The organism is Loktanella sp. M215 (genome assembly GCF_021735925.1).
Classification (GTDB): Bacteria; Pseudomonadota; Alphaproteobacteria; order Rhodobacterales; family Rhodobacteraceae; genus Loktanella.
Map to the genome: position 1 here is coordinate 1656661 of NZ_WMEA01000001.1, position 24348 is coordinate 1681008.

Annotated in this window: 25 protein-coding genes; 16 read left to right on the forward strand and 9 right to left on the reverse strand. The window is 66.4% G+C overall.

Annotation, left to right across the window (positions count from 1 at the left end):
- The first annotated feature begins 14 nt into the window (after positions 1-14).
- Positions 15-515, forward strand: coding sequence for a GreA/GreB family elongation factor (locus GLR48_RS08085; protein ID WP_237060586.1), 501 nt, complete (start codon positions 15-17; stop codon positions 513-515).
- A 293-nt stretch (positions 516-808) separates the two neighbouring features.
- Here GLR48_RS08085 and GLR48_RS08090 read toward each other — a convergent pair whose 3' ends face one another.
- The 8 genes from GLR48_RS08090 to rbfA all read right to left on the reverse strand — a co-directional run bounded on the left by GLR48_RS08090 (position 809) and on the right by rbfA (position 7276).
- Complete coding sequence (locus tag GLR48_RS08090) at positions 809-1570, reverse strand: hypothetical protein (protein WP_237060589.1); 762 nt, start codon at positions 1568-1570, stop codon at positions 809-811.
- Positions 1571-1965: 395 nt separating this feature from the next.
- Entirely contained in the window at positions 1966-2235 is a 270-nt protein-coding gene (gene rpsO / locus GLR48_RS08095; protein WP_237060591.1) for a 30S ribosomal protein S15, read from the reverse strand.
- Between the two features lie 136 nt (positions 2236-2371).
- Positions 2372-3517, reverse strand: coding sequence for a calcium-binding protein (locus GLR48_RS08100; protein WP_237060593.1), 1146 nt, complete (start codon positions 3515-3517; stop codon positions 2372-2374).
- A gap of 98 nt (positions 3518-3615) precedes the next feature.
- The gene (locus tag GLR48_RS08105) at positions 3616-4503 is read right to left on the reverse strand and encodes an alpha/beta hydrolase (RefSeq protein ID WP_237060594.1); all 888 of its coding nucleotides are present in this window, start codon (positions 4501-4503) and stop codon (positions 3616-3618) included.
- A complete protein-coding gene (locus GLR48_RS08110) occupies positions 4496-5020 on the reverse strand; it encodes a DUF1643 domain-containing protein (protein WP_237060596.1) in 525 nt (174 codons plus the stop codon). Before GLR48_RS08110 ends, GLR48_RS08105 begins: the two co-directional genes overlap by 8 nt.
- 88 nt (positions 5021-5108) lie before the next feature.
- Positions 5109-6014 carry a tRNA pseudouridine(55) synthase TruB gene (truB, locus tag GLR48_RS08115; protein WP_237060598.1) on the reverse strand — a complete coding sequence of 302 codons (906 nt, stop codon included), beginning with the start codon at positions 6012-6014 and terminating at the stop codon, positions 5109-5111.
- 57 nt (positions 6015-6071) lie between these two features.
- The gene (locus tag GLR48_RS08120; protein WP_237060600.1) at positions 6072-6794 is read right to left on the reverse strand and encodes a phosphodiester glycosidase family protein; all 723 of its coding nucleotides are present in this window, start codon (positions 6792-6794) and stop codon (positions 6072-6074) included.
- Positions 6791-7276 carry a 30S ribosome-binding factor RbfA gene (gene rbfA, locus GLR48_RS08125; protein ID WP_237060602.1) on the reverse strand — a complete coding sequence of 162 codons (486 nt, stop codon included), beginning with the start codon at positions 7274-7276 and terminating at the stop codon, positions 6791-6793. Before rbfA ends, GLR48_RS08120 begins: the two co-directional genes overlap by 4 nt.
- A gap of 99 nt (positions 7277-7375) precedes the next feature.
- Between rbfA and dapB the strand changes: the two genes are divergently transcribed.
- Together dapB and GLR48_RS08135 are read left to right on the forward strand one after the other, a co-directional pair.
- Positions 7376-8185: a 4-hydroxy-tetrahydrodipicolinate reductase gene (gene dapB, locus GLR48_RS08130; RefSeq protein ID WP_237060604.1), complete on the forward strand. Its 810-nt coding sequence runs from the start codon at positions 7376-7378 to the stop codon at positions 8183-8185.
- Positions 8186-8252: 67 nt separating this feature from the next.
- Positions 8253-8612: a dihydrodipicolinate reductase gene (locus GLR48_RS08135; RefSeq protein WP_237060606.1), complete on the forward strand. Its 360-nt coding sequence runs from the start codon at positions 8253-8255 to the stop codon at positions 8610-8612.
- On the opposite strand, the gene GLR48_RS08140 is transcribed toward GLR48_RS08135, so the two are convergent.
- Positions 8609-8788, reverse strand: a complete 180-nt coding sequence (locus GLR48_RS08140) for a DUF1674 domain-containing protein (protein WP_237060608.1) — start codon at positions 8786-8788, stop codon at positions 8609-8611. The genes GLR48_RS08135 and GLR48_RS08140 overlap by 4 nt on opposite strands.
- A 67-nt stretch (positions 8789-8855) precedes the next feature.
- Here GLR48_RS08140 and GLR48_RS08145 point away from each other — a divergent pair, with 67 nt between their 5' ends.
- The 13 genes from GLR48_RS08145 (at position 8856) to GLR48_RS08205 (ending at position 24341) form a co-directional block, all read left to right on the forward strand.
- A complete protein-coding gene (locus GLR48_RS08145; RefSeq protein WP_237060610.1) occupies positions 8856-10127 on the forward strand; it encodes an RsmB/NOP family class I SAM-dependent RNA methyltransferase in 1272 nt (423 codons plus the stop codon).
- Between the two features lie 110 nt (positions 10128-10237).
- Entirely contained in the window at positions 10238-11968 is a 1731-nt protein-coding gene (locus GLR48_RS08150) for a heparinase II/III family protein (protein WP_237064443.1), read from the forward strand.
- A complete protein-coding gene (gene purH / locus GLR48_RS08155) occupies positions 11965-13551 on the forward strand; it encodes a bifunctional phosphoribosylaminoimidazolecarboxamide formyltransferase/IMP cyclohydrolase (protein ID WP_237060612.1) in 1587 nt (528 codons plus the stop codon). The genes GLR48_RS08150 and purH overlap by 4 nt, the downstream gene beginning before the upstream one ends.
- Before the next feature lie 9 nt (positions 13552-13560).
- A complete protein-coding gene (lspA, locus tag GLR48_RS08160; RefSeq protein ID WP_237060621.1) occupies positions 13561-14043 on the forward strand; it encodes a signal peptidase II in 483 nt (160 codons plus the stop codon).
- 89 nt (positions 14044-14132) lie between these two features.
- Positions 14133-14588, forward strand: a complete 456-nt coding sequence (locus GLR48_RS08165) for a DUF3035 domain-containing protein (protein WP_237060623.1) — start codon at positions 14133-14135, stop codon at positions 14586-14588.
- Between the two features lie 109 nt (positions 14589-14697).
- The gene (locus GLR48_RS08170) at positions 14698-16149 is read left to right on the forward strand and encodes a M16 family metallopeptidase (protein WP_237060626.1); all 1452 of its coding nucleotides are present in this window, start codon (positions 14698-14700) and stop codon (positions 16147-16149) included.
- Positions 16146-17456: a M16 family metallopeptidase gene (locus GLR48_RS08175; protein ID WP_237060628.1), complete on the forward strand. Its 1311-nt coding sequence runs from the start codon at positions 16146-16148 to the stop codon at positions 17454-17456. The genes GLR48_RS08170 and GLR48_RS08175 overlap by 4 nt, the downstream gene beginning before the upstream one ends.
- A gap of 105 nt (positions 17457-17561) precedes the next feature.
- Positions 17562-19394, forward strand: coding sequence for a DNA mismatch repair endonuclease MutL (mutL, locus tag GLR48_RS08180; RefSeq protein ID WP_237060630.1), 1833 nt, complete (start codon positions 17562-17564; stop codon positions 19392-19394).
- Positions 19391-20566 carry a DNA recombination protein RmuC gene (locus tag GLR48_RS08185; protein ID WP_237060639.1) on the forward strand — a complete coding sequence of 392 codons (1176 nt, stop codon included), beginning with the start codon at positions 19391-19393 and terminating at the stop codon, positions 20564-20566. Before mutL ends, GLR48_RS08185 begins: the two co-directional genes overlap by 4 nt.
- 24 nt (positions 20567-20590) lie before the next feature.
- On the forward strand, positions 20591-20968 hold the full coding sequence (locus GLR48_RS08190; RefSeq protein WP_237060641.1) for a hypothetical protein: 378 nt from the start codon (positions 20591-20593) through the stop codon (positions 20966-20968).
- Between the two features lie 99 nt (positions 20969-21067).
- Positions 21068-22366, forward strand: coding sequence for an NAD(P)/FAD-dependent oxidoreductase (locus GLR48_RS08195; RefSeq protein WP_237060651.1), 1299 nt, complete (start codon positions 21068-21070; stop codon positions 22364-22366).
- Positions 22363-23115 (forward strand): DUF1365 domain-containing protein, encoded by a 753-nt coding sequence (locus GLR48_RS08200; RefSeq protein ID WP_237060653.1) that lies wholly within the window; start codon positions 22363-22365, stop codon positions 23113-23115. Before GLR48_RS08195 ends, GLR48_RS08200 begins: the two co-directional genes overlap by 4 nt.
- A complete protein-coding gene (locus GLR48_RS08205) occupies positions 23112-24341 on the forward strand; it encodes an MFS transporter (RefSeq protein WP_237060654.1) in 1230 nt (409 codons plus the stop codon). Before GLR48_RS08200 ends, GLR48_RS08205 begins: the two co-directional genes overlap by 4 nt.
- The last annotated feature ends 7 nt before the right edge of the window (positions 24342-24348 follow it).

Consider the following 24348-nt stretch of genomic DNA (forward strand, 5'->3'; position numbering starts at 1 on the left):
GGGTTGGCTCGCTTATGAACAAAGCATTCACCAAAGAAGACGAGGGCCCGCAGGCCGACCGGCTGGACGATCTGCCGCAAAGTCCGCATCCGAACTATGTCACGCCGGCCGGTCTGGATGCGTTGCAGGCGCGTCTGCGCGACCGCCATGTGGATCTGGTCAAGTGGCGCGATGGTGGCGACAATCTGGATAACAAATTGCCGCGTGCGATGGCAGAGCGCGATATCCGGTTTCTGGAAGAGCGGATCAATCGCGCCGTGCTGGTCGATCCGGCGCAGCAGGATCCCGCGGTCGTGGCCTTCGGTGCTTGCGTGACCGTTGTGGATGCGGATGACCGGCAGACCGACTGGCACATCGTGGGCGAGGATGAGGCGGATCCGGCCAATCATCTGATCGCGCCATTTTCACCCTTGGCGAAGGCGATGCTGGGCGCGCGGGTCGGTGATCTGGTAGACTGGATCAAGCCCGGTGGCACGGTCGAGCTGGAGATCGTGGCGATCCGCTATTTTACATAATATGTATCGCATGCGAAACATCGGCCCGATTTGTGCAACGAAATCGCGAACGGGCTGTGCGTTCATCTTTCGGTCATTTTTGGACAGGGCTGCATCTGTGGTTCCGGTTCAGGCATCGATGACCTGTCATCTGGACTGATCCTTGTGATGCGTGGATCAGGCTGGCGACAGGCGCCTTACGCGTTGCGATCCTGCCCTCGATTTTACGGGGGCGGGATCTGCAAGAGGTTCAGTCGATATCTTTGCGGCGCGGACGTCCGCCGGTGTCCCGGCGGGCGTCTGCAGGTTCGCCGTCAGCCGGAGGCCTGCTGAAGGGCGCGGGCACGGGCCGAGGCGGTGGCCAGTTCGCGCGGACTCTGGTCGACAGGCGGCACGAGCATCGTGCGGCGGAAGGTCTGCACCGCGGTGTTAGTGTCGGACTGCGGCGGTTCGAATTCCGGAACGTAGCGGTGCAGGATGAAGATCAGGGCCTGCATCGCGATGGCGACCGCGACGATCAGCACGAAGTATCCCGTCAGCAGCGCGGTGCTGGTGATGTGGAAGTTCAGCTGCGGGAAAGCGCCGAGGGCGACCGGCATGTACCATGATACGACCGAGATCGCGCCGGAGGTGACGAAGATGGCGCGCCGCGTCGGACCCACGCCGTTGAACAGCGTCTTTCCGATCTGCCGGCGCACGCTGGGCAGGATGATCTGGTGGATGAAGAAACCGTTCATCGTGAGGATCGCGACGATGGCCAGTTTTGCGTGGACCTTGGGGTTGGTCAGCAGTTCCGGCTGCGTCAGGGCATAGAGGAAGAGAAAGCCCAGCCCGGTAATCCACAGCAGCCGCAGGCCGATGTCGACGACACGAGAGGCGAAGGCAAAGACACTGTAGGTGTCTTCGGTGATCCGGCCCCGCACGAAGAAGCGGAGCAGCATCAAATCCAGAAGTGTGGCGCCGCCAAGACCCATTGCGAGCCCGATGAAGTGAAAAAACCGAAGTCCGGTGCGGTAGCCGGTGTTCGGGTCACTCAGAAACTGTGAGAGTACCTCTGTAAAGTCCATGATGTTCATGTCCATTCATTCAAGAGTTCATGTGACCGCCCGACACTGGCGTATCACGGTTAATTTTTCGGTAAGACGCGACTATGTAAAATAGGGACGGCAGCGATCCCGAGGATCTGTCCTGCACCCGGCAAAGCATCACGCGCCGGACTGTTACCTGAGGTCGCATATTCCTGAATGTGGCTGTAGCGGTGATCTGCAAAGCTGCCGAATTGCGCGAATCCCGGCCATTTCGCGTGACGGGGCAGGAGCGTTCACGCTTATTTTATCGCTGGTTTAGCCGCTCTAAACCGAAGTTTAATGGTGTTTGCCGTGGATATCGTGGCGTGATGCCGCGCGGACCTGCTGAAACGCAAAACGCCCGCCGAAGGGGCGGGCGTTTTCCGGATCTGGGTCGGGTGGCGTCAGCGACGCAGGCCCAGACGCTTGATCAGGTCCTGATAACGGGCCTCGTCCTTGGCGCGGGTGTAATCCAGCAGCTTGCGGCGCAGGGCCACCATCTTGAGCAGACCACGGCGACCGTGGTTATCTTTTTTGTGGAACTTGAAGTGCTCGGTCAGGGTGGCGATTCGCGAGGACAGGATGGCGACCTGGACTTCGGGCGAACCGGTGTCGCCCTCCTTGATCGCGTATTCCTTCATCAGGCGGGCTTTTTCATCGGGCGTAATCGACATCGGGGTCTCCTTGGATAAGGGTGAATGGCGCGATCCGGGATGTCGTCCAGAAAGGCCCTTGGAGGGTCCGGCGCGCCTGACGGCCCGCGCGGATGGGTGCCTATAGGCGGGCTGTGGGCAAAAGGAAAGCCGGAAATCAGGCGGCGGTCAGGATGACGCTGGACAGATCAAAGTCCTTGAGGCCCGCGAGATGTGCCACGACGGTATCGTCGGCCAACAGGGTCAGGCCGTCGTCGGCGGTCATTGTGCTGAGCACCGGCGGGGTGCCGGAATATGTGACCTCGATCACGTCGCGCGCTGCATCGAAATCGTCGATCGTGTTCGCGCCGTCGCGGGTCAGGCTGAAGATGTCGGCACCCTCTCCGCCGTTCAGGTGATCGCCGGCACCGGCGAGCAGCAGGTCGTCGCCGGCGCCGCCGTTGAGGTAGTCGAACCCGCCGTCTGCGTCCCGGCCATCGAGGACGTCGTTGCCGCCGCCGCCGTTCAGCAGGTCGCGCCCCTCGCCGCCGGTCAGGCTGTCGTCGCCCCAGCCGCCTTCGAGGATATCGTCGCCGGCGCCGCCGAACAGCAGGTCGTTGCCTGAGCCGCCGTTCATGCTGTCGGCGCCGTCTTCGCCGAACAGGATGTCGTCGCCCATGTTGCCGGTGATCAGATCCTTGCCACCGCCGCCATACACCTCGTCATTGCCGGTATCGCCGTCGATCGTGTCATCGCTGTCGCTGCCCACGCGGCGAATCATCGCGGCCGTCGATGGGTCGACGGGTCCGTCGTCGGGGGGCGAGGCGTCGGCGACAGACGGATCCCCGGCGGGTATGGGATCGGGCAGCATGTCGTCGCCGTAATCCACCGTGTCGGCCGTATCCGTGCTGACGCCAAAGGCGCTGTCCGCCCCGGTATCGGGAACCGGCAGCGTGGTCGCATCGGCCAGCACGCCGCCGGCCCCCGCATCGCCATAGGTGTCCGACAGACCAGAGGCCGTGGCCGCATCGGCATCGGTTTCTGCCAGCACGCCACCGGCGCCGGCATCGCCAAAGGTGTCCGACAGGCCAGAGGCCGTGGCCACATCGGCATCGGTTTCTGCCAGCACGCCGCCGGCGCCGGCATCGCCGTTCGTGTCGGACAAAAGCTGGAAGAGGCCCGGCGCAACCTCGGTCAGGCCGGTGTCGCCGGAGGGGGGCAGCAGGTCATCCGGGGCAGGGGGGGCATCGGAATGGTCTTCTGGCCCGCCCAGCATGATGAAGGACGACATGGCAAGGCCGACGAAGCCGATCAGAGCAAGCATTATGGTGCCTCAACGAAAAGGATCGCCCCCGATCCAGAAGTGTTGAAATTCTTTTAACACCGTTCTGACACATTTACATGTCGCGAATAAAGAAACGGTTAATTTCCCCGCAAGTGGTTCATGAATGCCGATACGACGGCCTCGGGGTTCTCCTCTATCGCGAAATGACCCGAGCGGCAGGCGTTGCCGGTGACCTGCGGCGCCCACTTGCGCCACAGCGCCAAGGGGTCGCCGGTCTGCGCCGGAAAGCCGCCCTCGGCCCACAGAAAATGCAGCGGGGCGGCGATCTGCGCACCCGCTTTGCGGCTGGTCGCGTCCAGTTGGCGGTCGAAGAAAGCGCCGGCGCGGTAGTCGGCGCACATCGCGTGCCGGTGGGCGGGGTCGGCCATCTGTGCGCGGTAGCTGGCGAGTGCGGCGGGTGCGAAGACTTTTAAGGATTTTTCCAATGTCCATTGGGCCAGCGTCCAGTCGGCATAGGCCGCGGGGTCGGCGCCGATCATGCGTTCCGGCAGGGGGGCGGGCTGTGCCAGAAAGGTCCAGTGATAGGCCTTGAGCGCCAGATCGGCGGTCCAGCTGTCCCAGAAATCTCCCGTCGGCACGATCTCGATGATGCCAAGGCGGTGGAGGCGGTCGGGGTGGTCGAGGGCCATGCGGTAGGCGACCCGCGCGCCCCGGTCGTGGCCGATGACATGGGCGCGATCGAGGCCCAGTGCGTCCATCAGGCCGACGATGTCGGCGGCCATCCGGCGCTTGGAATAGGTGGTGTGGGCGGCGTCGTCGGCGGGGGCGTCGCTGTCGCCGTAGCCGCGCAAATCGGGCACGATCGTGTCGAAATGTTGGGCGAAGTGCGGCGCAACCATGGCCCAGCAGTGATGGTTCTGCGGGTAGCCGTGCAGCAGGATCAGCGGTGTGCCGGTGCCTGCGCGGTGGACGGACAGGGTGACATCGCCGGTGTCGACGCGGGTGTTGGTGAAGCCGTCAATCATGGGGCCAGAGCCTTGGGGTTGTGGCGTAGGCGACATAAAGCGGGTGCCGCGGGTGGCCGTGTCGGGTCAGGCCGAGTGTATGGATTTGCAGGTCCCTGTCACGCAGCATCTGGCGGACCTGCGCGGCGCGGCCCCTGTGTGCGCCGTGCACGCCCCAGCCCGCGACGATCAGGCCGCCTGCCGTCAGGCCGGTGTCGCAGGCGTCCAGCAGATGGGCGTCGTTCTGCGGGCCGATGGGATCGGTGCTGCGTTTCAGGTCGGCGGGGGCCGTGGCGCGGAAGGCGAAGATGTTCACGATCCGCACACCGCCGAAGCCCTGCGCCCGGGCGCGAACCTCGCAGCGGGCGATGGTGGGATCGTTCGCAGCTTCTGTCGCGGTCGAGGGGTTGAGCATGATCCAGACCAGCGGCGGCGCATCCGACCAAGATCGGTCGAGGCGGTAGCGGTAGGCCTCGCAGGGCGAGTAGATCGCCCGCGAGGTCGTGCCATCGGCGGCGGTATGGGTGCGTGCGATCATGGCGGTCATATGACAAGGGTTCGCGGGGCAGAGGAAAGAGCGGCGCCGCGCCAGGTTCGGCGCACAATCCCCGGCCCGGTGGCGGGTATCAGTCGACGAAGACGCGGGCGGGATGCAGCTCGCTGCCCATCAGGCGACCGACGGCGACGGCACGGCCCTCGTGGGCGGCCCAGACTTCGGTGCCGTAGTCGATGCCCGAGGCGATCACCATGGCGGGGTTGCCGTTGCGCAGGGCGGTCAGGCTGACGGTGGGGCAGATGACCATGGGCAGGTCGGCGAGGCCGACTTCCAGCGGCTGGACGTGGGTGTCGAGGGCGTCGGTGCGTGCGATGGCGTCGATCTGGTCCAGCGTCAGGCCGTCTTCGGCCTTGAACGGGCCGGACCAGATGCGGCGCAGGGTGCGGACGTGGGCGTGGCAGCCGAGCGCCTCGCCCAGATCGCGGGCGATGGACCGGACGTAGCCGCCCTTGCCGCAGACCATTTCCAGCGTGACGTGGTCGGCGTCGGGGCGGTCGTCCAGCAGCAGGCTGTCGACCCAGAGGGGGCGGGCCGCGATGTCCATCGTCTCGCCGTCGCGGGCGCGCTTGTAGGCGCGTTCGCCGTCGATCTTGACGGCTGAAAACTGCGGCGGCACCTGCATGATGTCGCCGACGAACTGACCCAAGGCGGCCTTGATCTGATCGTCCGTGGGGCGCAGGTCGCTGGTGGCCACGACCTCGCCTTCGGCGTCGTCGGTATTGGTGGACTGGCCCAGACGGATGGTGAAGGTATAGGCCTTCAGCGCGTCGGTGATGTAGGGCACGGTCTTCGTCGCCTCGCCCAGCGCGATGGCCAGCACACCCGTCGCATCGGGGTCGAGGGTGCCCGCGTGACCCGCCTTGTTGGCATTCAGCGCCCAGCGCACCTTGTTGACGACGGTGGTCGAGGTCAGGCCCGCGGGCTTGTCCACGATCAGCCAGCCCGAAATGTTGCGTCCCGATTTGCGCCGTCCCATGGAGGCCTCCGTTCATTCTGAACGCGCCTGCTAGGCGCAGGGCGGGGCGGGGTCAAGCTATTGCACAACGCCGACCATGGGGCCGAGGGCGGCAAAGCCGAAATCCGCGCGGTTCAGCGTGGGCGCATAGAGCCGCGAGATGCTGCCGTCGAAGAAGAGCGCATTGGGCGTTTTCAGCACGTCGCGGAAGAAGCGCGCGAAGGTGTGGAAATTCACCGGGTCGTTCGAGATGGCGAAGATCGCCGTGCGCCCGTCCGCGCTGGTGCCGACGCCGTTGCGGATATGGAGCGAGGGGCTGTCTTTCAGGAACCGCGGGTGCAGCTGGCCGCCGATGACCAGCATCGGACCCGATTGCGAGGCGTCGCGGCAGGCGGGTTTCTGTTTTTCAAACGCGAGGGATTCGATCACGCGCGCACTGTCGTCGGTCACGCAGAACACGCCGTTGGGCAGCAGGCCGAAGTTGCCCGGCCCCTTTCGCGTGACCAGCGGTGCGGTTTGCACGCCGTCCTGGATATAGAGGCCCACGGCGCGGCGGTCTTCGTGATACATGCCCGCATTCATCGCGAAGGCCAGCGACTGGGGGGCGACCTGACTGGACAGCGCGCTCCACCCGCCGAGCACCTGGCCCTTGGTGTCGCGGTGGAACAGGCGCAGGTCTTCGGTCGCGGCGTCCACGGTGCAGGCGGTGAAGCTGTGCCCTTCGAACGTGGCGTCGTTGCAGGTCACCGCCGCCGCCTTGCCCGCGATCAGCGCCAGCACGCAGGCCAGCGCACGGATCATGCGTCGTTGTCCTTGTCCCATTCGGTCGATTCGCCGATGGGCGCGTCCTGCGCGATCTCTTCCTTCGTCTCGGGATCGGTCTGGTCGGGTGCTTCGAGGTCGGCCTTCACGTCCTCGCGTTCGAACAGGGCGCGGGTGGCGTCCATGCGGTCGAAGGTGTCGTCGATCTCGAACCGGATTTCGGGGGCGAACTTGATGTTCAGCACCTTGGCCACTTCGCGCCGGATCTCGTGGCGGGACTTGCGCAGGGCCAGCAGCGCCTCTTCCTTCTTGTCACCGCCGAGCGGCAGGATGAAGGCGGTGGCGACCGACAGGTCTGACGAACAGCGCACCTCGCCCACGGTGATCATCATGGCGGACAGGGTCGGATCGTGGATTTCACCACGCTGGAGGAGTTCTGACAGCCGCCGGCGGATCAGTTCGCCAAGCCGCAGCTGCCGCTGGTTGGGGGCGCCGCCCCCGGAGGATGATGTCTTTGCCATGGGCGTCCCTTAAACCTGTTATGGGGCAAATCCAAGCGCGGGGTTTTCCGGGCACCGCGCGGGCGCTATGGCTTGGCGGAAAGTTGCAAGGAGACAGCCATGACCGACACACCGGGAATCGTGATTACGGGGGCCTCTGGCCGCATGGGGCAGATGCTGGTGAAGGCCGTGGCGGCATCGGATGCCTGCCACCTTGTTGCCGCGCTGGAGCGTGAGGGCCACGGTTGGGTCGGGCAGGATGTGGGCACCGCGATGGGCGGGCAGGCCTTGGGCGTCATGGTGACGGACGATGCGGTCGCGGCCTTTGCCAAGGCGCAGGCGGTGATCGACTTTACCGCGCCCAGCGCCACGGTCGCCTTTGCCGGGCTGGCCGCGCAGGCGCGCGCCGTGCATGTGATCGGCACAACGGGACTATCGGAGGTCGATATCGAGGCGATCGACCGCGCGGCACATCACGCTGTGATCGTGCGGGCGGGGAACATGTCGCTGGGCGTCAACCTGCTGGTGCAGCTGACCCGCAAGGTAGCGGCGGCGCTGGACGCGGATTTCGACATCGAGATCGTCGAGGCGCACCATCGGCACAAGGTCGACGCCCCCTCTGGCACCGCGCTGATGCTGGGCGCGGCGGCAGCGGAAGGGCGCGGCGTGGATCTGGCCGAGGTCCGCGATTCGGGGCGTGACGGGATGACGGGGGCGCGCAAGCGCGGCGACATCGGGTTTTCCGCCATTCGGGGCGGTGACATCGTGGGGGAACACGACGTGCTGTTCGCCGCCGACGGCGAGCGGATCACCCTGCGCCATGTGGCGACCGACCGCAGCGTCTTTGTCCGTGGCGCGCTGAAGGCGGCCCTTTGGGGGCAGGATCGCGTGCCCGGGCATTACGACATGCTGGATGTGCTGGGGTTGTGACTTGATCTGGCGCAAGCCGCGCTAATTCGGTTGGACAGGCGGGTGCCGGTGGACCGGAGGATTGACGATGAAAACCTTGACCCTTGCGATGGCGCTGTCCGCCCTGCCACTGATGGCGGCGGCGCAGGATTATACGCGTGTCAGCGATCGGGACCAGTTCCTGGCGCTGATGGCGCAGGGCAATCTGACCCACACATTCTATAACATCACCGTCACCGTGACGCCGGACGGGCAAATTGCGGGCGATGCGCTGGGCTGGCCGGTCACAGGGGCATGGTCCTGGGAGGATGGCTATTTCTGTCGCGTGATGGACTGGGGTGGGGACGAGATCCCCTATAACTGCCAGTTGGTCGAACAGAAGGGTGATCTGGTCCGCTTTACCGTGGATCAGGGCGCCGGGCGGGCGGCGGCGCTGCGCATCCGCTAGAAGTCGATCGCGAGGCCCTTGTTTTCCCAGTCGCCGTAGCGGACGGGTTCCGGCCCGTCACGGCCGCCGATCTCGGCGGGCAGGGCGCGTGCATCGGCCTTGGCGCGACGCTCTGCCGCTTCGTCGAGTGCACGCTGGGCTGCGGGGGGCAGGTCGGTGGGTGTGTCGTCCGTCATGGTCTTGTCCTTGCCGGGGGTGTGCCCGTGATATACCCCGCTTGGGACACCAAACAAGGGTTTCCCCATGGATCAGACCGGCCTTGCCCCGCGCCGTGCCGCGCACCACCTGCTGCAACAGGTCATCGAGGAGGGGCGGCTGCTGTCCGAACTGCTGGGCGGCGGGGCGCTGGATCACCTTGCACCCGAGGATCGGGCAAGGGCGCAGCGGCTGGCCACGGACACCCTGCGGATGCTGGACCGCGCCGACCGGATGCTGAAACCCTTCATGGCGAAAGAGCCGCCGCTGTACGTCCAGAACGCCCTGCGCCTTGGCACGCTGGAGATCGCGCAGGGCGCTGCGGCTTACGGCGTCGTGAACGCCTATGTCGAGATCGTCGGGCGTAATCACCACACCGCGCGGCTGAAGGGTCTTGTGAATGCCGTGCTGCGCAAGGTGGCGGACAAGGGGCCGGACGCCTGGGCGAAGATGGCGCCGCCGTTGCTGCCAGGTTGGCTGCGCCAGCCGCTGGTTGCCGCCTGGGGCCGCAAGGATATCGAGGCGATGGAGGCTGTGCAGGCGACGACGCCGCCGCTTGACCTGACGCCAAAGGGCGACGCGCAGGCGCTGGCCGACGCGGTGGGCGGCACGGTGCTGCCGACCGGATCGGTGCGGATCATGGAAGCGGGGCAGGTGACCGGGCTGCCGGGGTATGATGCGGGCGACTGGTGGGTGCAGGACGCCGCCGCGGCGGTGCCGGTGCAATTGCTGGGCGACATCACCGGTCTGCGGGTGCTGGACCTGTGTGCGGCCCCGGGCGGCAAGACGCTGCAACTGGCAGCTAAGGGGGCAGAGGTGACGGCGGTCGATGCCTCCGCCTCTCGTATGGCGCGGGTGGCGCAGAACCTGACGCGCGTGGGGCTGAATGCGATCAGCGAGGTTGCGGATGCCTTTGATATCGCGGGCGAATGGGACGCGGTGCTGCTGGACGCGCCCTGCAGTGCCACGGGCACGATGCGGCGCCATCCGGACCTGCCCTATGCCAAGGACGGCGCCGATTTCGGCGCGCTGATCGAGCAACAGGGGGCGATGATCGACCACGCGCTGCACCTTGTGAAACCGGGTGGGCGGCTGCTGTTCTGTACATGCTCTTTGCTGCCCGACGAGGGCGAGGTGCAGGTCGAGGAGGCGCTGGAACGGCATCCGGGCGTGCGTGTCGACCGCGAGGCGCTGAACCTGCCGGGAATCGACCCCGCGTGGATCACCGAGGAAGGCGGTCTGCGGCTGCGGCCTGACTACTGGGCCGAGATCGGCGGGATGGACGGCTTCTACATGGCGGTGCTGACAAAGCCCGCGTGACAGGCGGCGCGTCCCGCGTTAACGTTGCGGGCAAGAAGATTGCGACACCGCAACGCAGAGGCAGCAGCTTGGCCGATCGGCAACCATGGCGTGCCCGCAACCGGGCCTTCATGCACCGTGCGCACGCGCGGTGGGCGGCACGTGCGCGGCCTGCGACGGGCTTCGTCTCTCAACCCGAACCGCGCAGCATCGGGCTGTTTGCCCGTGGGCGGCAGTTGCTGGCGGGGAATTTCCTGTTTGCGGGCGTGCTGACGACCGCCCCCGGCGGGTCGATCTGGCAAGTCGAGGGCGACCGGGCGATGGTCGATCAGGAATTGCACGGATTCGGCTGGCTGGATGATCTGGCGGCCGTGGGCGATGTGCGTGCGCGGCATGCGGCGCAGGCCTGGGTGGGCGAGTGGATCGACGCCTGGGGCGATGGCAGCGGTCCCGGCTGGACGCCGGAGCTGACCGGGCGGCGGCTGATTCGCTGGATCTCTCATGGGGTGTTCCTGCTGCGCGGGCAGGACAAGGCAGGCCAGGACCGGCTGTTCCGGTCGCTGGGGCAGCAGACGCTGTTCCTGTCGCGCCGCTGGCGGTCCACGCGACCGGGTCTGGCGCGGTTCGAGGCGCTGGCCGGCATGGTCTATGCCGGGCTGTCGCTGGAGGGGATGGAGCGGCTGACCGCCCCCGCGATCAAGGCACTGGCCGAGGATTGTGCGACGCAGATCAGGCCGGACGGCGGCATCGCCACCCGCAATCCCGAGGAGTTGCTGGACATCCTGACCCTGCTGCACTGGGCGATGTCGGCCATCACGGCCAGCGAGCAGCCGGTGCCCATGGCGATCACGCAGGCTGTCGCGCGGATCGGCCCGACGCTGCGGGCGCTGCGCCATGCGGACGGGGGCCTTGCGCGGTTCCACGGTGGCGGTCGCGGGCTGGACGGGCGGCTGGACCATGCCCTGTCCCTGACCACCGGCAAACGCCAGACCGGCGACGCGCAATGCATGGGCTTTGCACGGCTGGCGGCCGGGCGCACGACGCTGATCGCCGATGCCGCACGCCCGCCGGAGGGGGCTGCGTCTGTCAATGCCCATGCGTCCACGCTGGCGTTCGAGCTGACGTCGGGCCGTCGCCCGCTGATCGTGAACTGCGGGTCCGGCGTCAGTTTCGGCGCGGACTGGCGCAGGGCGGGGCGGGCGACGCCGAGCCATTCGACGCTGGGCATCGGCGGCTATTCCTCGTCCCGGCTGGGGCCGGCCCTGACGGCGGGGGGCGTGTCGCAGGAAATGCTGGTCGATCTGCCGGACGTGGTGAACTGCATCGTGACCGACCTGAACGACGGGCGCAGGGCCGAGCTGTCGCACGACGGGTTCCGCGTCACCCACGGCCTGACCCACGCGCGCACGCTGGAAATAACGACCGACGGGCGCGGGCTGGCGGGCGAGGACCTGCTGACCACGCTGGATGCCGCCGACAAGCAGCGGTTCGACCGCGCGCTGGATGCGACGCAGTTGCAGGGCATTCCCTTTGCGATCCGCTTTCACCTGCATCCGGACGTCGATGCGACAGTCGATCTGGGCGGGGCTGCCGTTTCAATGGCGTTGAAGTCGGGCGAGATCTGGGTGCTGCGCCACGATGCACATGCGGAATTGGCGCTAGAGGCGTCGGTTTATCTGGAAACCGGCCGGTTGAAGCCGCGTGCCGCACGACAGGTGGTTTTATCCGGCGCCGCAATGGCCTATGCGACGCGCATCCGCTGGTCGCTGGCCAAGGCGCAGGACACGCCCGACGTTGTCCGCGACCTGGCGCCCGCGCGTACGGCGGGGGATGATGACAACGAATTCGGGGACGACACATGACCTTGCAACCCATCCGCCGCGCGCTGCTGAGCGTATCCGACAAGACCGGCCTGATCGACCTTGGGCAAAAGCTGGCCGGACGGGGCGTGACCCTGCTGTCCACCGGCGGCACGGCCAAGGCGCTGCGCGAGGCGGGGCTGGACGTGACGGATGTGGCCGAGGTCACGGGCTTTCCTGAGATGATGGACGGCCGCGTCAAGACGCTGCACCCGATGGTGCACGGCGGGTTGCTGGCGCTGCGGGATGACGCGGGCCATGTGAAGGCGATGGAGGATCACGGGATCGCGCCGATCGACCTGCTGGTCGTGAACCTCTATCCGTTCGAGGAAACCGTCGCCAAGGGCGGCGATTATGACGATTGCATCGAGAACATCGACATCGGCGGCCCCGCGATGATCCGGGCGGCGGCCAAGAACCATGCGTTTGTCAGCACGGTCGTCGACGTGGCCGATTATGACGCGCTGCTGGCCGAACTGGACGCGAATGACGGGCAGACGACCTTGGCCTTCCGCCAGCGTCTGGCGCAGACCGCCTATGCCCGGACCGGGGCCTATGACGCCGCCGTCAGCACATGGATGGCCGGCGCGATTGATCTGGCCACCCCGCGCCGCCGCGCCTTTGCGGGCGACTTGCGGCAGGAACTGCGCTATGGCGAGAACCCGCATCAGACCGCGAGCTTTTACACCGACGGCACCGGGCGGCCCGGTGTTGCGACCGCGACCCAGCATCAGGGCAAGGAATTGTCCTATAACAACATCAACGACACCGATGCGGCGTTCGAGCTGGTTGCGGAGTTCGATCCCGCCGACGGTCCTGCCGTGGCGATCATCAAGCACGCCAACCCCTGCGGTGTGGCGCGCGGCGCGACCTTGCTGGAGGCGTATCAGAAGGCCTTTGACTGCGACCGCACCAGTGCGTTCGGTGGGATCGTGGCGCTGAACATGCCGCTGGACGAAGAGACCGCGCAGGCCATCGTCGAGATCTTTACCGAGGTCGTGATCGCGCCCGGTGCATCCGACGCGGCAAAGGCCGTGTTCGCGGGCAAGAAGAACCTGCGCCTGCTGACTACGGACGGCCTGCCCGACCCCAAGGCGGCACAGCTGACCTATCGTCAGGTGGCGGGGGGCATGCTGGTGCAGGACAAGGATACCGGCCACGTCCCCGCCGCCGATCTGCGCGTCGTGACCAAGGTGCAGCCGACGGACGCCCAGATGGCCGACCTGCAATTCGCGTGGAAAGTGGCCAAGCACGTCAAGTCTAACGCCATCGTCTACGTCAAGGACGGTGCCACCGTCGGCGTCGGTGCGGGACAGATGAGCCGTCTGGACTCGGCCCTGATCGCGGCCAAGAAATCAGAGCGCATGGCCGAGGCGATGGGGCTGGACCAGCCGCTGACCATCGGGTCGGCTGTGGCGTCGGACGCGTTTTTCCCCTTCGCGGACGGTTTGATGGAGGCCGCGAGCGCCGGGGCCACCTGCGTCATCCAGCCCGGCGGGTCGATGCGCGACAACGAGGTGATCGCGGCGGCCGATGCGGCGGGGATCGCCATGGTCTTCACCGGCATGCGCCACTTCAAGCATTAGGATCAGGGCATGCGTTTGGTTTTTTGGGCTGGGTTCTGGACGTTTCTGCTGGATCAGGCGACGAAATACGCCGTCGTGCATGGCATGAACCTGATGACCCGGCAGGAAATCGACGTGATCCCGCCGTTTCTGGTGTTCCAGATGGCGTGGAACCGGGGCGTGAACTTTGGCCTTGGGGCCGGGGCCGACGTGCGCTGGGTGCTGATCGGGGTGGCTGTCGCGATCTCGGCGGCGGTGCTGGTCTGGCTGTGGCGGTCGGGGGGGACGACCTATACCTATATCGCGGCTGGCCTGCTGATCGGCGGTGCGCTGGGCAATGTCGTGGACCGGCTGCTGTACGGGGCTGTGGCGGATTTCATCAACATGTCCTGCTGCGGGTTCGACAACCCCTATGCGTTCAACGTGGCGGATGTGGCGATCTTTGCGGGGGCCGTGGGGCTGGCGTTCCTGCCGGACGGCAAGGCGCCCAAGGCGCCGCGGGCCAAGGGTTGACCGACGCGATGCAGGATGATCTGCGGAACGGCGTGACGCGGGCAGCACACTGCGCTAGAACGGGTCGAAGTGACAGATTGAGGGCGGACATGCTGCGGACACTGATCGGACTGACGGCCCTGACCACGTTGATGGCGTGCAGTGGGGCAAACAATGGCCAGACCGGTCCGGACGAGTTTCTGGTCCTGCCGACGCGTCCGCTGACCTATCCCGAAACGAATGCGCTGCCGGTGCCGACGCCCGGCGGCAGCAACCCCACCGATCCGAATCCGGTCGGGCAGGCCATCGCGGCGCTGGGCGGCACGCAAAGCGGCGTGACCGGTGCGATCCCCGCCAGCGACGGCGCGCTTGTGACGCAGGCGGGCCGCTATGGCACGACGGCGAACGTCCGTGTCGTGGCCGCGACCGAAGAGGCGCAGCTGCGCGGACGCGGGCGGGTGCGGTATTCGCGCGCCCAGACTGCGCAGGCGATCGACCCTTACGCCGAAACGCAGCGCTATCGCGCCGCGGGTGTCGCCGTGCCGACGGTGCCGCCGCAGAACTGAGGCGGCGACACCGCGATTTGACGCACCATCACAAGGCCGTATGACCGATTGCAGTCGGGCGGCGAACGGTTACGTTCGCGGCACCGCTTCCCAGACGCGCAGGATTTCCATGACACGCATGTTGGCCGTTCCCTTTCTGATCCTCGGGCTGACGCCCCTGCACGCCCAGACCGCCGCACCGCCGGCCGAGACGCAGCTTGCCGATGCCGGTGTGACCGCTGACGCGGCGCGCAGCTTTACCGAAGGCGACAAGACGGTCAGCGTCACGGCCCCGGTCAGGATCGGTGACGACGTGACGACCTTCAGCCTTGATAACGGCATGGATGTCGTGGTGATCGAGGATCACCGCGCGCCGGTCGTCGTGCAGATGGTCTGGTATCGCGCCGGGTCCGCGGATGAGCTGGTCGGTCAGTCCGGTGTGGCGCATTTTCTGGAACACCTGCTGTTCAAGGGCACCGACAAGCTGGCGCCCGGCGAGTTTTCGGCCACGGTCGCGGCAAACGGCGGGTCCGACAACGCCTTTACCAGCTATGACTACACCGCCTATTACCAGCGCGTCGCCGCCGACCGTCTGCCCCTGATGATGGAGATGGAAAGCGACCGGATGAAGAACCTCAAGCTGTCCGAATCCGATATCGTGACAGAGCGGAACGTCATTCTGGAAGAGCGCAACCAGCGGACCGAGAACAATCCCGGTGCGCTGGCGCGCGAGCAATTCATGGCGGCGCAGTACCAGAACCTGCGGTACGGCGTCCCCGTCATCGGCTGGAAGCACGAGATGGAGGAGTTGAGCCTTGAGGACGCGCTGGCGTTCTATGGCCTGAATTACTCGCCCAACAACGCGATCCTGATCGTGGCGGGGGACGTGCAGCCCGACGACGTGATGGCGTTGGCCGCGAAATACTACGGCGTGATCGCACCCGAGTCCGATCTACCGGAACGGCTGCGCCCGCAAGAGCCGCCGCAAAGCGCGCCGCGCCGCATCACCTATACGGATGCGCGCGTCAGCCAGCCCTATCTTGTGCGCAGCTACCTTGCGACGGAGCGGAACACCGGCGACCAGAAGACCGCAGCCGCGCTCGTCTATCTGGCGGAGTTGCTGGGCGGGTCGTCCTTCACCTCTGAACTGGGAAAGGCGCTGCAGTTCGACACGCAGACCGCCGTCTATGCCAGTGCGGGTTACGATCCCTCCAGCCTCGATACCTCGACCTTTGCGCTGTCGGTGGTGCCTGCGACCGGCGTGACGCTGTCAGAGGCCGAGGCCGAGATGGACAAGGTCGTGGCCGATTTCATGGCCAAGGATATCGACCCCGCCGCGATGGACCGCATCCGCAATCAGATGAAGGCGCAGGAAATCTATGCGCTGGACGATGTGCAGGGCCGCGCGCAGCGCTATGGTGCTGCACTGACCCAAGGCCTGACCGTGCAGGACGTGGAGGCCTGGCCGCAGGTGCTGCAGGAGGTGACGGCTGATGACGTCAAGGCCGCCGCCGCACAGATCTTTGATCTGAACCAATCCGTGACCGGCTGGGTCGTCGCCGACAAGGAGCAAGCCCAATGATCCGTTTCGCCCTCACACTCTGCGCCGCACTCGCCGCCAGCACCGCCCATGCGGCGATCGACATCCAGCAGGTGACCTCGCCCGGCGGGATCAAGGCCTGGCTGGTGGAGGATCACAACATCCCCTTCACCGCGCTGGAAATCCGGGTGCGCGGCGGTGCCTCGCTTGATCTGCCGGGCAAGCGCGGCGCGACGAACCTGATGATGGCCACGCTGGAGGAAGGCGCTGGCGATCTGGACGCGCAGGCGTTCCAGACCAAGCGCGAGGATCTGGCGGCGAGCTATGGCTTTGACGCGGGCGACGACATGGTGTCGATCAGCGCGCAGTTTCTGACCGATAATCGCGACGCGGCGGTGGCATTGCTGCGCGATGCCATCGTGACTCCGCGGTTCGACCAGACCGCCGTGGACCGCGTGCGCCAGCAGGTGCTGGCCAATATCGCCAGCGCCGCGAAGTCGCCGCAGGACATCGCGGGCAAGGCCTTTGATGCCGCGGCCTTTGGCGATCATCCTTATGGCTCGTCCTTGAGTGGCACGGTCGAGAGCGTCACTGCGCTGACCCGCGACGATATCGTGACGGCGCATGCCAACGCCCTGACCCGCGACCGGGTCTATGTGGGGGCGGTGGGCGATATCTCTGCCGCGGATCTTGGTCCGATGCTGGACGAATTGCTGGGCGATCTGCCCGCCGAAGGACCGCCGATACCTGCCGACGCCACCTATGATCTGACCGGCGGGACCGAGGTCATTCCCTTTGATACGCCGCAGGCCGTGGCGCTGTTCGGTCACGAGGGGATCGAGCGTGACGATCCCGATTACATGGCCGCCTATATCCTGAACGAGGCGCTGGGGGCGGGTGGTTTCGAATCCCGCCTGATGCAGGAGGTGCGCGAAAAGCGTGGCCTGACCTATGGCGTCAGCACGTTCTTGGTGCCGAAATTCCATGCCTCGCTGATTCTGGGGCAGGTGGCGTCGGCCAATGCGACGATCGGGCAGGCGATCGAGGTCATCAAGGCGGAATGGGCGCGGATGGCGCAGGACGGCATGACGCAGGAGGAGCTGGACAGCGTGAAGACCTATCTGACCGGCGCCTATCCCCTGCGGTTCGACGGCAATGCCGAGATCGCCAGCATCCTCGTCGGCATGCAGGTGATCGACCTGCCGCCGGAATACGTGGTGAACCGCAACGACATGCTGAACGCGGTGACGCTGGACGATGTGAACCGCGTGGCGCGGGAACTGCTGCGGCCCGAGGATCTGCATTTCGTCGTGGTCGGACAGCCGGACGGTCTGGCCTCTGGTAACTAAAGGATTGCCCGGCGGTGGGGGTGACGTTCGCCTGACCGCCGGGGGCGTTTGCAGGGTGGAATTCCCCCTCGCAGAATCGCGCGTGGCCATGCTATCCCTTGTGGCATGACCATGCCTGCACCCCAGATAAGCCCCGACCTGCGCCCGGTGATCCGTCAACTGGACGAGGCCGCGATCAACCGCATTGCCGCTGGCGAAGTGGTGGAACGGCCCGCCTCTGCGGTCAAGGAACTGGTCGAGAACAGCATCGACGCCGGCGCGACCCGGATCGAGGTGACGATTGCGGACGGTGGCAAGACGCTGATCCGCGTCTTGGACGACGGCTGCGGCATCGCGGCCGAGGACCTGCCGCTAGCCCTGTCGCGGCATGCCACGTCCAAGATCGACGGCAGCGACCTTTTGAACATCCATTCCTTCGGGTTCCGGGGCGAGGCGTTGCCGTCGCTGGGCGCCGTGGGGCGTCTGACGATCACCAGCCGCGCCGGTGCGGATGCGGCGACGGTGCATGTGGCGGGCGGGCGCATGGGGGCGGTGACGCCTGCGGCGCTGACGCGGGGGACGCAGGTCGATCTGGCGGACCTGTTCTATGCCACGCCGGCGCGGCTGAAATTCCTGCGCACCGACCGGGCCGAGACGCAGGCGGTGGTCGACGTGATCCGCAGGCTGGCGATGGCGGAACCCTTCGTGACCTTCATCCTGCGCGATGCGACGGGCGGTGATGTCCGCACCCTGTTCCGCGCCGAGGGCGAGACCGGCGACATGTTCGACGCCCTGCGCGGGCGGCTGCGGTCGGTGCTGGGGCGCGATTTTGCCGACAATGCCTTGCCACTGGACGCCGCGCGGGACGGGTTTCACCTGACCGGATCGGCGGCGCTGCCGACCTATTCCAAGGGTGCTGCCGTCGCCCAATATCTGAACGTGAACGGACGGCCGGTGCGGGACCGGATGCTGCTGGGCGCGCTGCGGGCGGCCTATATGGATGTGATGTCGCGCGACCGGCATCCGGTCGCCTGCCTGTTCGTCGACTGCGATCCGACGCTGGTCGATGTCAACGTGCATCCCGCGAAATCAGAGGTGCGGTTCCGTGACCCCGCTGTCGTGCGCGGGTTGATCGTGTCGGGGATCCGCCACGCGCTGGCCGAGGCGGGGCATCGCAGCGCCACGACGGTCGGTCACGCGGTGCTGGGGGCGATGACGCCGCAGGCAACACCACAGAGTGCGGCGCGGGTCTATCAGATGGACCGGCCGTCGCTGGGGCAACGGTTTACTGCCGCGTCGATGACGTTCCAGTCGGGGTTCGCCGAACAACCCTCTGCCCGGATCGAACCGGCGGTGGAGGATCAGGGCGGCGCCGAGCGTTTGCCGCTGGGCGCCGCGCGGGCGCAACTGCACGAAAACTACATCCTGTCGCAGACCGAGGCGGGGCTGGTCATCGTCGATGCCCATGCCGCCCACGAGCGGCTGGTTTATGAACGCCTGAAGGCGCAGATGGCGGACAAGGGCGTGCCGGCGCAGGCCTTGCTGATCCCCGAGATCGTCGATCTGACACCGTCAGAGGCGGATCTGCTGCTGGCGGTGGCGGATGATCTGGCGCAGCTGGGCCTTGCGATCGAACCCTTCGGCGGCGGGGCCATCGCGGTGCGCGAGACGCCGGCGATCCTTGGGACGGTGGATGCGAAACGCCTGATCCTCGATGTGCTGGATGCGTTGCAGGATGGCGGCGATACGGCGCCCCTGCGCGCCCGCATCGACGCGATCCTGTCGCGGATGGCCTGTCATGGCTCGGTCCGGACCGGGCGGCGCATGTCGGGGCCAGAGATGAACGCCCTGCTGCGCGAGATGGAGGCGACGCCGTTGTCAGGCCAGTGCAACCACGGGCGTCCGACCTCTGTCACGCTGTCGATGACCGATATCGAACGGCTGTTCGGGCGCACATGATCCAGCTGGGCGACCAGAGTTACGCGCTGACCGATCCGCCCGTTCTGATCGGCCTTGGGCTGATCGCCGTCATCGTCCTTGTGGTCCTGACCCTTGCTTTGCGTGGCGGACGGCAGAGCCGGGCGATGCGCGACCTGACCGGCCAGATGGGGCAGTTGTCCGACTACATGCAGGCGCTGGGCACCGGTCAGACGCAGCTGGGCGCCAATATCCGCACCGTGGCCGAGGCGCAGAGCGTGGCGCAGACCCATGTCCTTGGCACGATGGAGCGCCGTCTGGCCGAGGTGCAGGAGCGCATGAAGGAGACCCTGACCGGTTCGGCCGAGAAATCGGCCAAGCAGTTGACGGCGTTGCAGGAACGTCTGGCCACCATCGACCGCGCCCAGACCAATATCGAGAAGCTGTCCGGCGATGTGCTGTCCTTGCAGGATATCTTGTCGAACAAGCAGCGGCGCGGATTGTTCGGCGAGATCCAGTTGACCGACATCGTGGGCAAGGCGCTGCCCGCCGACAGTTTCACGCTGCAGCACACCCTGTCGAACGGCAAACGCGCCGATTGCCTCGTGCATCTGCCGAATCCGCCGGGCCCCATCGTGATCGACGCCAAGTTCCCGCTGGAGGCCTACGAGGCGCTGGCTGCCGCCGAGACGCGCGAGTTGCAGTCCAATGCGCTGCGCGCATTGGGCTATGCGGTGCGAAAACATATCCGCGATATCGCTGAGAAATATATCATCGAAGGCGAGACGGCGGACGGGGCGATCATGTTCCTGCCGTCAGAGGCGGTCTATGCGGAGTTGCACGCGCGCCTGCCGGAGGTCGTGCGCGCGGGCTTCGACGCGCGGGTCTGGATCGTGTCGCCGACGACCTGCATGGCGACGCTGAACACGATGCGCGCGATCCTGAAGGACGCGCGGATGCGTGAACAGGCGGGGGCGATCCGCACGGCGCTGAAGCAGTTGCACCGCGATGTCGAGATCATCACCGAGAAGGCCGGCCGGCTGGAAACCCATCTGCGGCAGGCCGGCGAGGACGTGGCCGGTGTGCTGACCGCCGCCACGCGGGCGAGCAAGCGGGCCGACCGGCTGGACAATTTCGATTTCGAGGAGTTGCCGTCCGTGGCGGACAGCGACCCTTTGCCACTTGCGCCCCGGCGGGCCAGCGGCCAAGACTGAACCGGACAAAAAGGACTGACGCCGATGACACGACTGCCGATTGCTTTTGCCCTTGTTGCCCTTGCCGCCTGTTCGACCTCTGCGGGCGATGGACCCAAGGCCGTTGGTGCCGCCTTCACCGACGCGTTCCGCGATACGCCGTTTACCGACGGCATGCCGATTTCCGCCATCACCCGCGATGCGAACCCGCTGCGCACGATCCAGACCTACACGTTCGTGCCTTGCCAGCAAGGCCGTGCGGTCTGTGCGGAGACCGCGACGGGTCGTGCGGGGACCCTGACGCTGGAGAAGAACCAGTATGTCGTGCGCGGTGCCTATCCGGGGCGGACCTTCTACTTTGATCGCAACGGCGACGGGTTCATGCAGGTGGGTCAGGTGCTGACTCCGCTGGCCTGGAACTGATCCTGCGACAGTTGACCGCGCGGCAGCGCGGCAACCTTTTCACCCGCCCCTGCGTGCCTGTGTCATAGACACCGGCAAGCCCGCGACGGAGAGACCTTCATGCCTTTTGAAACCTTTACCAATCTGCCACGCAAGGTGGCCGTGATCGGTGCCGGCATTTCCGGCATGGGGGCGGCGCATGCGCTGGCGCGCGATCACCGGGTCGTCCTGTTCGAGGCCTGCCCGCGTCTGGGTGGCCATGCCCGCACGCGGATGGCAGGACCGCAGGGCGATACGCCGGTCGATACCGGGTTCATCGTGTTCAACTATGCGAACTACCCGCATCTGACGGCGCTGTTCGACCAGCTGTCCGTGCCGGTCGTGAAAAGCAACATGAGCTTTGGTGCGTCCTTCGATGGCGGGCGGCTGGAATATGCGCTGACCTCGCTGGACGCATTGTTCGCGCAGCGGCGCAATGTGGCGAACCCCTATTTCCTGCGGATGGTCCGCGACGTGCTGCATTTCAACAAGCACGGGCTGGCGGCCTGTCAGGACACCGACCTGACCATCGGCGGGCTGCTGGCCAAGCTGGGGCTGTCCGACTATTTCCGCGACCATTATCTGCTGCCGTTTTCCGGGGCGATCTGGTCGACGCCGAAGGAAAAGATCCTCGATTTTCCGGCCTACGCGCTGCTGAAGTTCTTTGACAATCACGCTCTTCTGGGCGCCACGGGCCAGCATCAATGGTACACGGTCGAAGGCGGCAGCACGCAGTATGTGCAGCGTCTGGGTGCCGATCTGGACAGGCGCGGCGTCGATGTCCGCCTTGGCACGGCGGTCGCAGGCGTGCGCCGCAACGCGGCGGGTGTGCAGGTGCGCAGCGCGGGGTCCGAGTGGGAGGATTTCGACGAGGTCGTCTTTGCCAGCCATTCCGACGACACGCTGGCGCTGCTGGCCGATCCGACGCCGGACGAACGCGCCGTGCTGGGGGCCGTGAAGTATCAGGCCAACAGCGTCGTGCTGCATTCCGATACGGCGATCATGCCGCAGCGGCGCAAGGTCTGGGCGTCCTGGATCTATACCGAGAGCCACAACAAGCGCAGCGACCAGATCGATCTGACCTACTGGATGAACTCGTTGCAGCCGTGGCTGTCGGGCGCGGATTACATGGTCACGCTGAACACCACACGCCCGATCCGCGAGGAGCTGATCTGGGACCAGACCAGCCTGCGCCATCCGGTCTATGACACGGCGGCGCTGGCGGCACAGGTCAAGGCGCAGCAGATGAACGGCGCGAACCGGACGTGGTTTTGCGGCGCTTGGATGAAGAACGGATTCCACGAAGACGGGTTGTCGTCGGCCTATGACGTCGTGACCGCGCTGAACGCGAACGAGCGGCTGGAACTGGCGGCCGAGTGAGCGGGATCGAACATATCGCCGGTCAGACCTTTCACTCGCGAAAGGGGGCGGTGAAGAACGCCTTTCGCTACTCCATCGACTACGTGATCTGTGACGCCGAGGCGGAGGTGCGCGGCCCCGCGCTCTTTGGGCGGAACCGGGGCGGCGTGATGTCGCTGCACGACAGGGATCATGGTGGTGCCATCAGGGACGGGCGGGGCGCTGCGTGGGTCCGCGCCGTGCTGGCGGCCAATGGGATCGACCTGAGGGGGCGCATCGACCTGCTGGCGCAGCCGCGTGTGCTGGGGCATGTGTTCAACCCCGTCAGCTTCTGGCTGATCCATGACGACGCGGGCGTCCTGCGCTGCGTCATTGCAGAGGTCGGCAATACCTTTGGCGACCGGCATTCGTATCTGTGCCGCAGCCCGAACCTTGCGCCGATCTCGAAGGACGTGTCGCTTGCGGCAGACAAGATCTTTCACGTCTCGCCGTTTCAGCCGATCGAAGGGGGTTACGTCTTTCACTTCGACATCAGCGCCGAGGCGGTCGATATCCGCATTGATTATACCCGTGGCGCGGGCGGCTTGATCGCCACGCTTTACGGTCCGCGCAGGCCGCTGACCAATGCGGGCATCCTGCGGGCCATCCTGCGCCGTCCGTTCGGATCGCGCCGGGTGCTGGCGCTGATCCACTGGCAGGCGGTCAAGCTGTGGTGGAAGGGGGCGACGTTCCGGCGCTGGTCCAAGCCGCCGACGGACGAGGTCAGTTGACCCGGCTGCCCGCCTTCGCCCTGTTCGCGGCGATCATCAACGCGGCGGGCCTGCCGATCTATATCTACGCGCCGAAATACTATGCCGACACTTACGGCGTCAGCCTGACGGCGCTGGGGGCGTTGCTGGCGGCCTTGCGGCTGGTGGACGTGGTGCAGGACCCGGTGCTGGGCTGGTTCAGCGAACGGCTGGACCGCAGCAAGGCGCTGGCCGTGACACTGGGCGTCGTGCTGCTGGCCGCGTCCATGCTGGGCCTTTTCGCCGTGACGCCGCCGATTGCGCCGCTGTGGTGGTTCGGGATCACGATCACCGCGCTGTTCAGCGCGTTTTCGTTTCTGACGATCAACTTCTATGCCCAAGGCATCGCCAAGGCGGGGGCGGGCGACGACGGTCACGTCAGGCTGGCGGCGTGGCGAGAGACCGGGTCGCTGCTGGGCATCTGTGCCGCCGCCATCGCACCGACGCTGCTGATGGGCGCGGTCGGGGCGCCTTTTGCCGTGTTTGCGTGGGGCTTTGCCGTGCTGGCGCTGGTCGCCGCCGTCGTCATGTGGCCGGAATGGCGGGGCCGGACGGTGGCGGAGGCGACACCGATCCGCACCATCCTGTCAGACGGCATCACCCGGCGCCTTCTGCTGCTGGCGCTGGTGAACGCGACGCCGCTGGCGGTGTCGTCCACCCTGTTCCTGTTCTACGTCGACGGCCGCCTGAACGCGCCGGGGTGGGAGGGGCCGTTGCTGGTGCTGTTCTTCCTCGCCGCGGCGTTGTCGTCGCCGGGCTGGTCGGCGCTGGCGCGGCGCTTCGGCGCAAAGCGGGTGCTGCTGGCGGCGATGGTGCTGGCTGTGCTGTCGTTTGGCTATACCCTGCGACTGGGGGCGGGGGATCAGGGGGCCTTTGCCGTCGTCTGCGTGCTGTCGGGGGCCAGCATCGGCGCGGACCTGACCCTGTTACCCGCCATGTTCGCGCGGCGCATGGCGGTCGTGTCGCCCAACGGCGGGCAGGGGTTCGGATTGTGGAGCCTTGTGAACAAGCTGACGCTGGCCTTTGCGGCCGCCGTGCTGCTGCCGCTGCTGGAACAGGCGGGCTTCGTCTCTGGCAGCGATAGCCCAGCGGGGGCGCTGACGCTGCTGACGTGGCTTTACGCGGGCGTGCCCTGCGGTCTGAAACTGTTGGCGATCGCCCTGTTGTCGGCCACAACGCTTGAGGATCGCGGTCCAGACGCTATCTGAAAGGGAC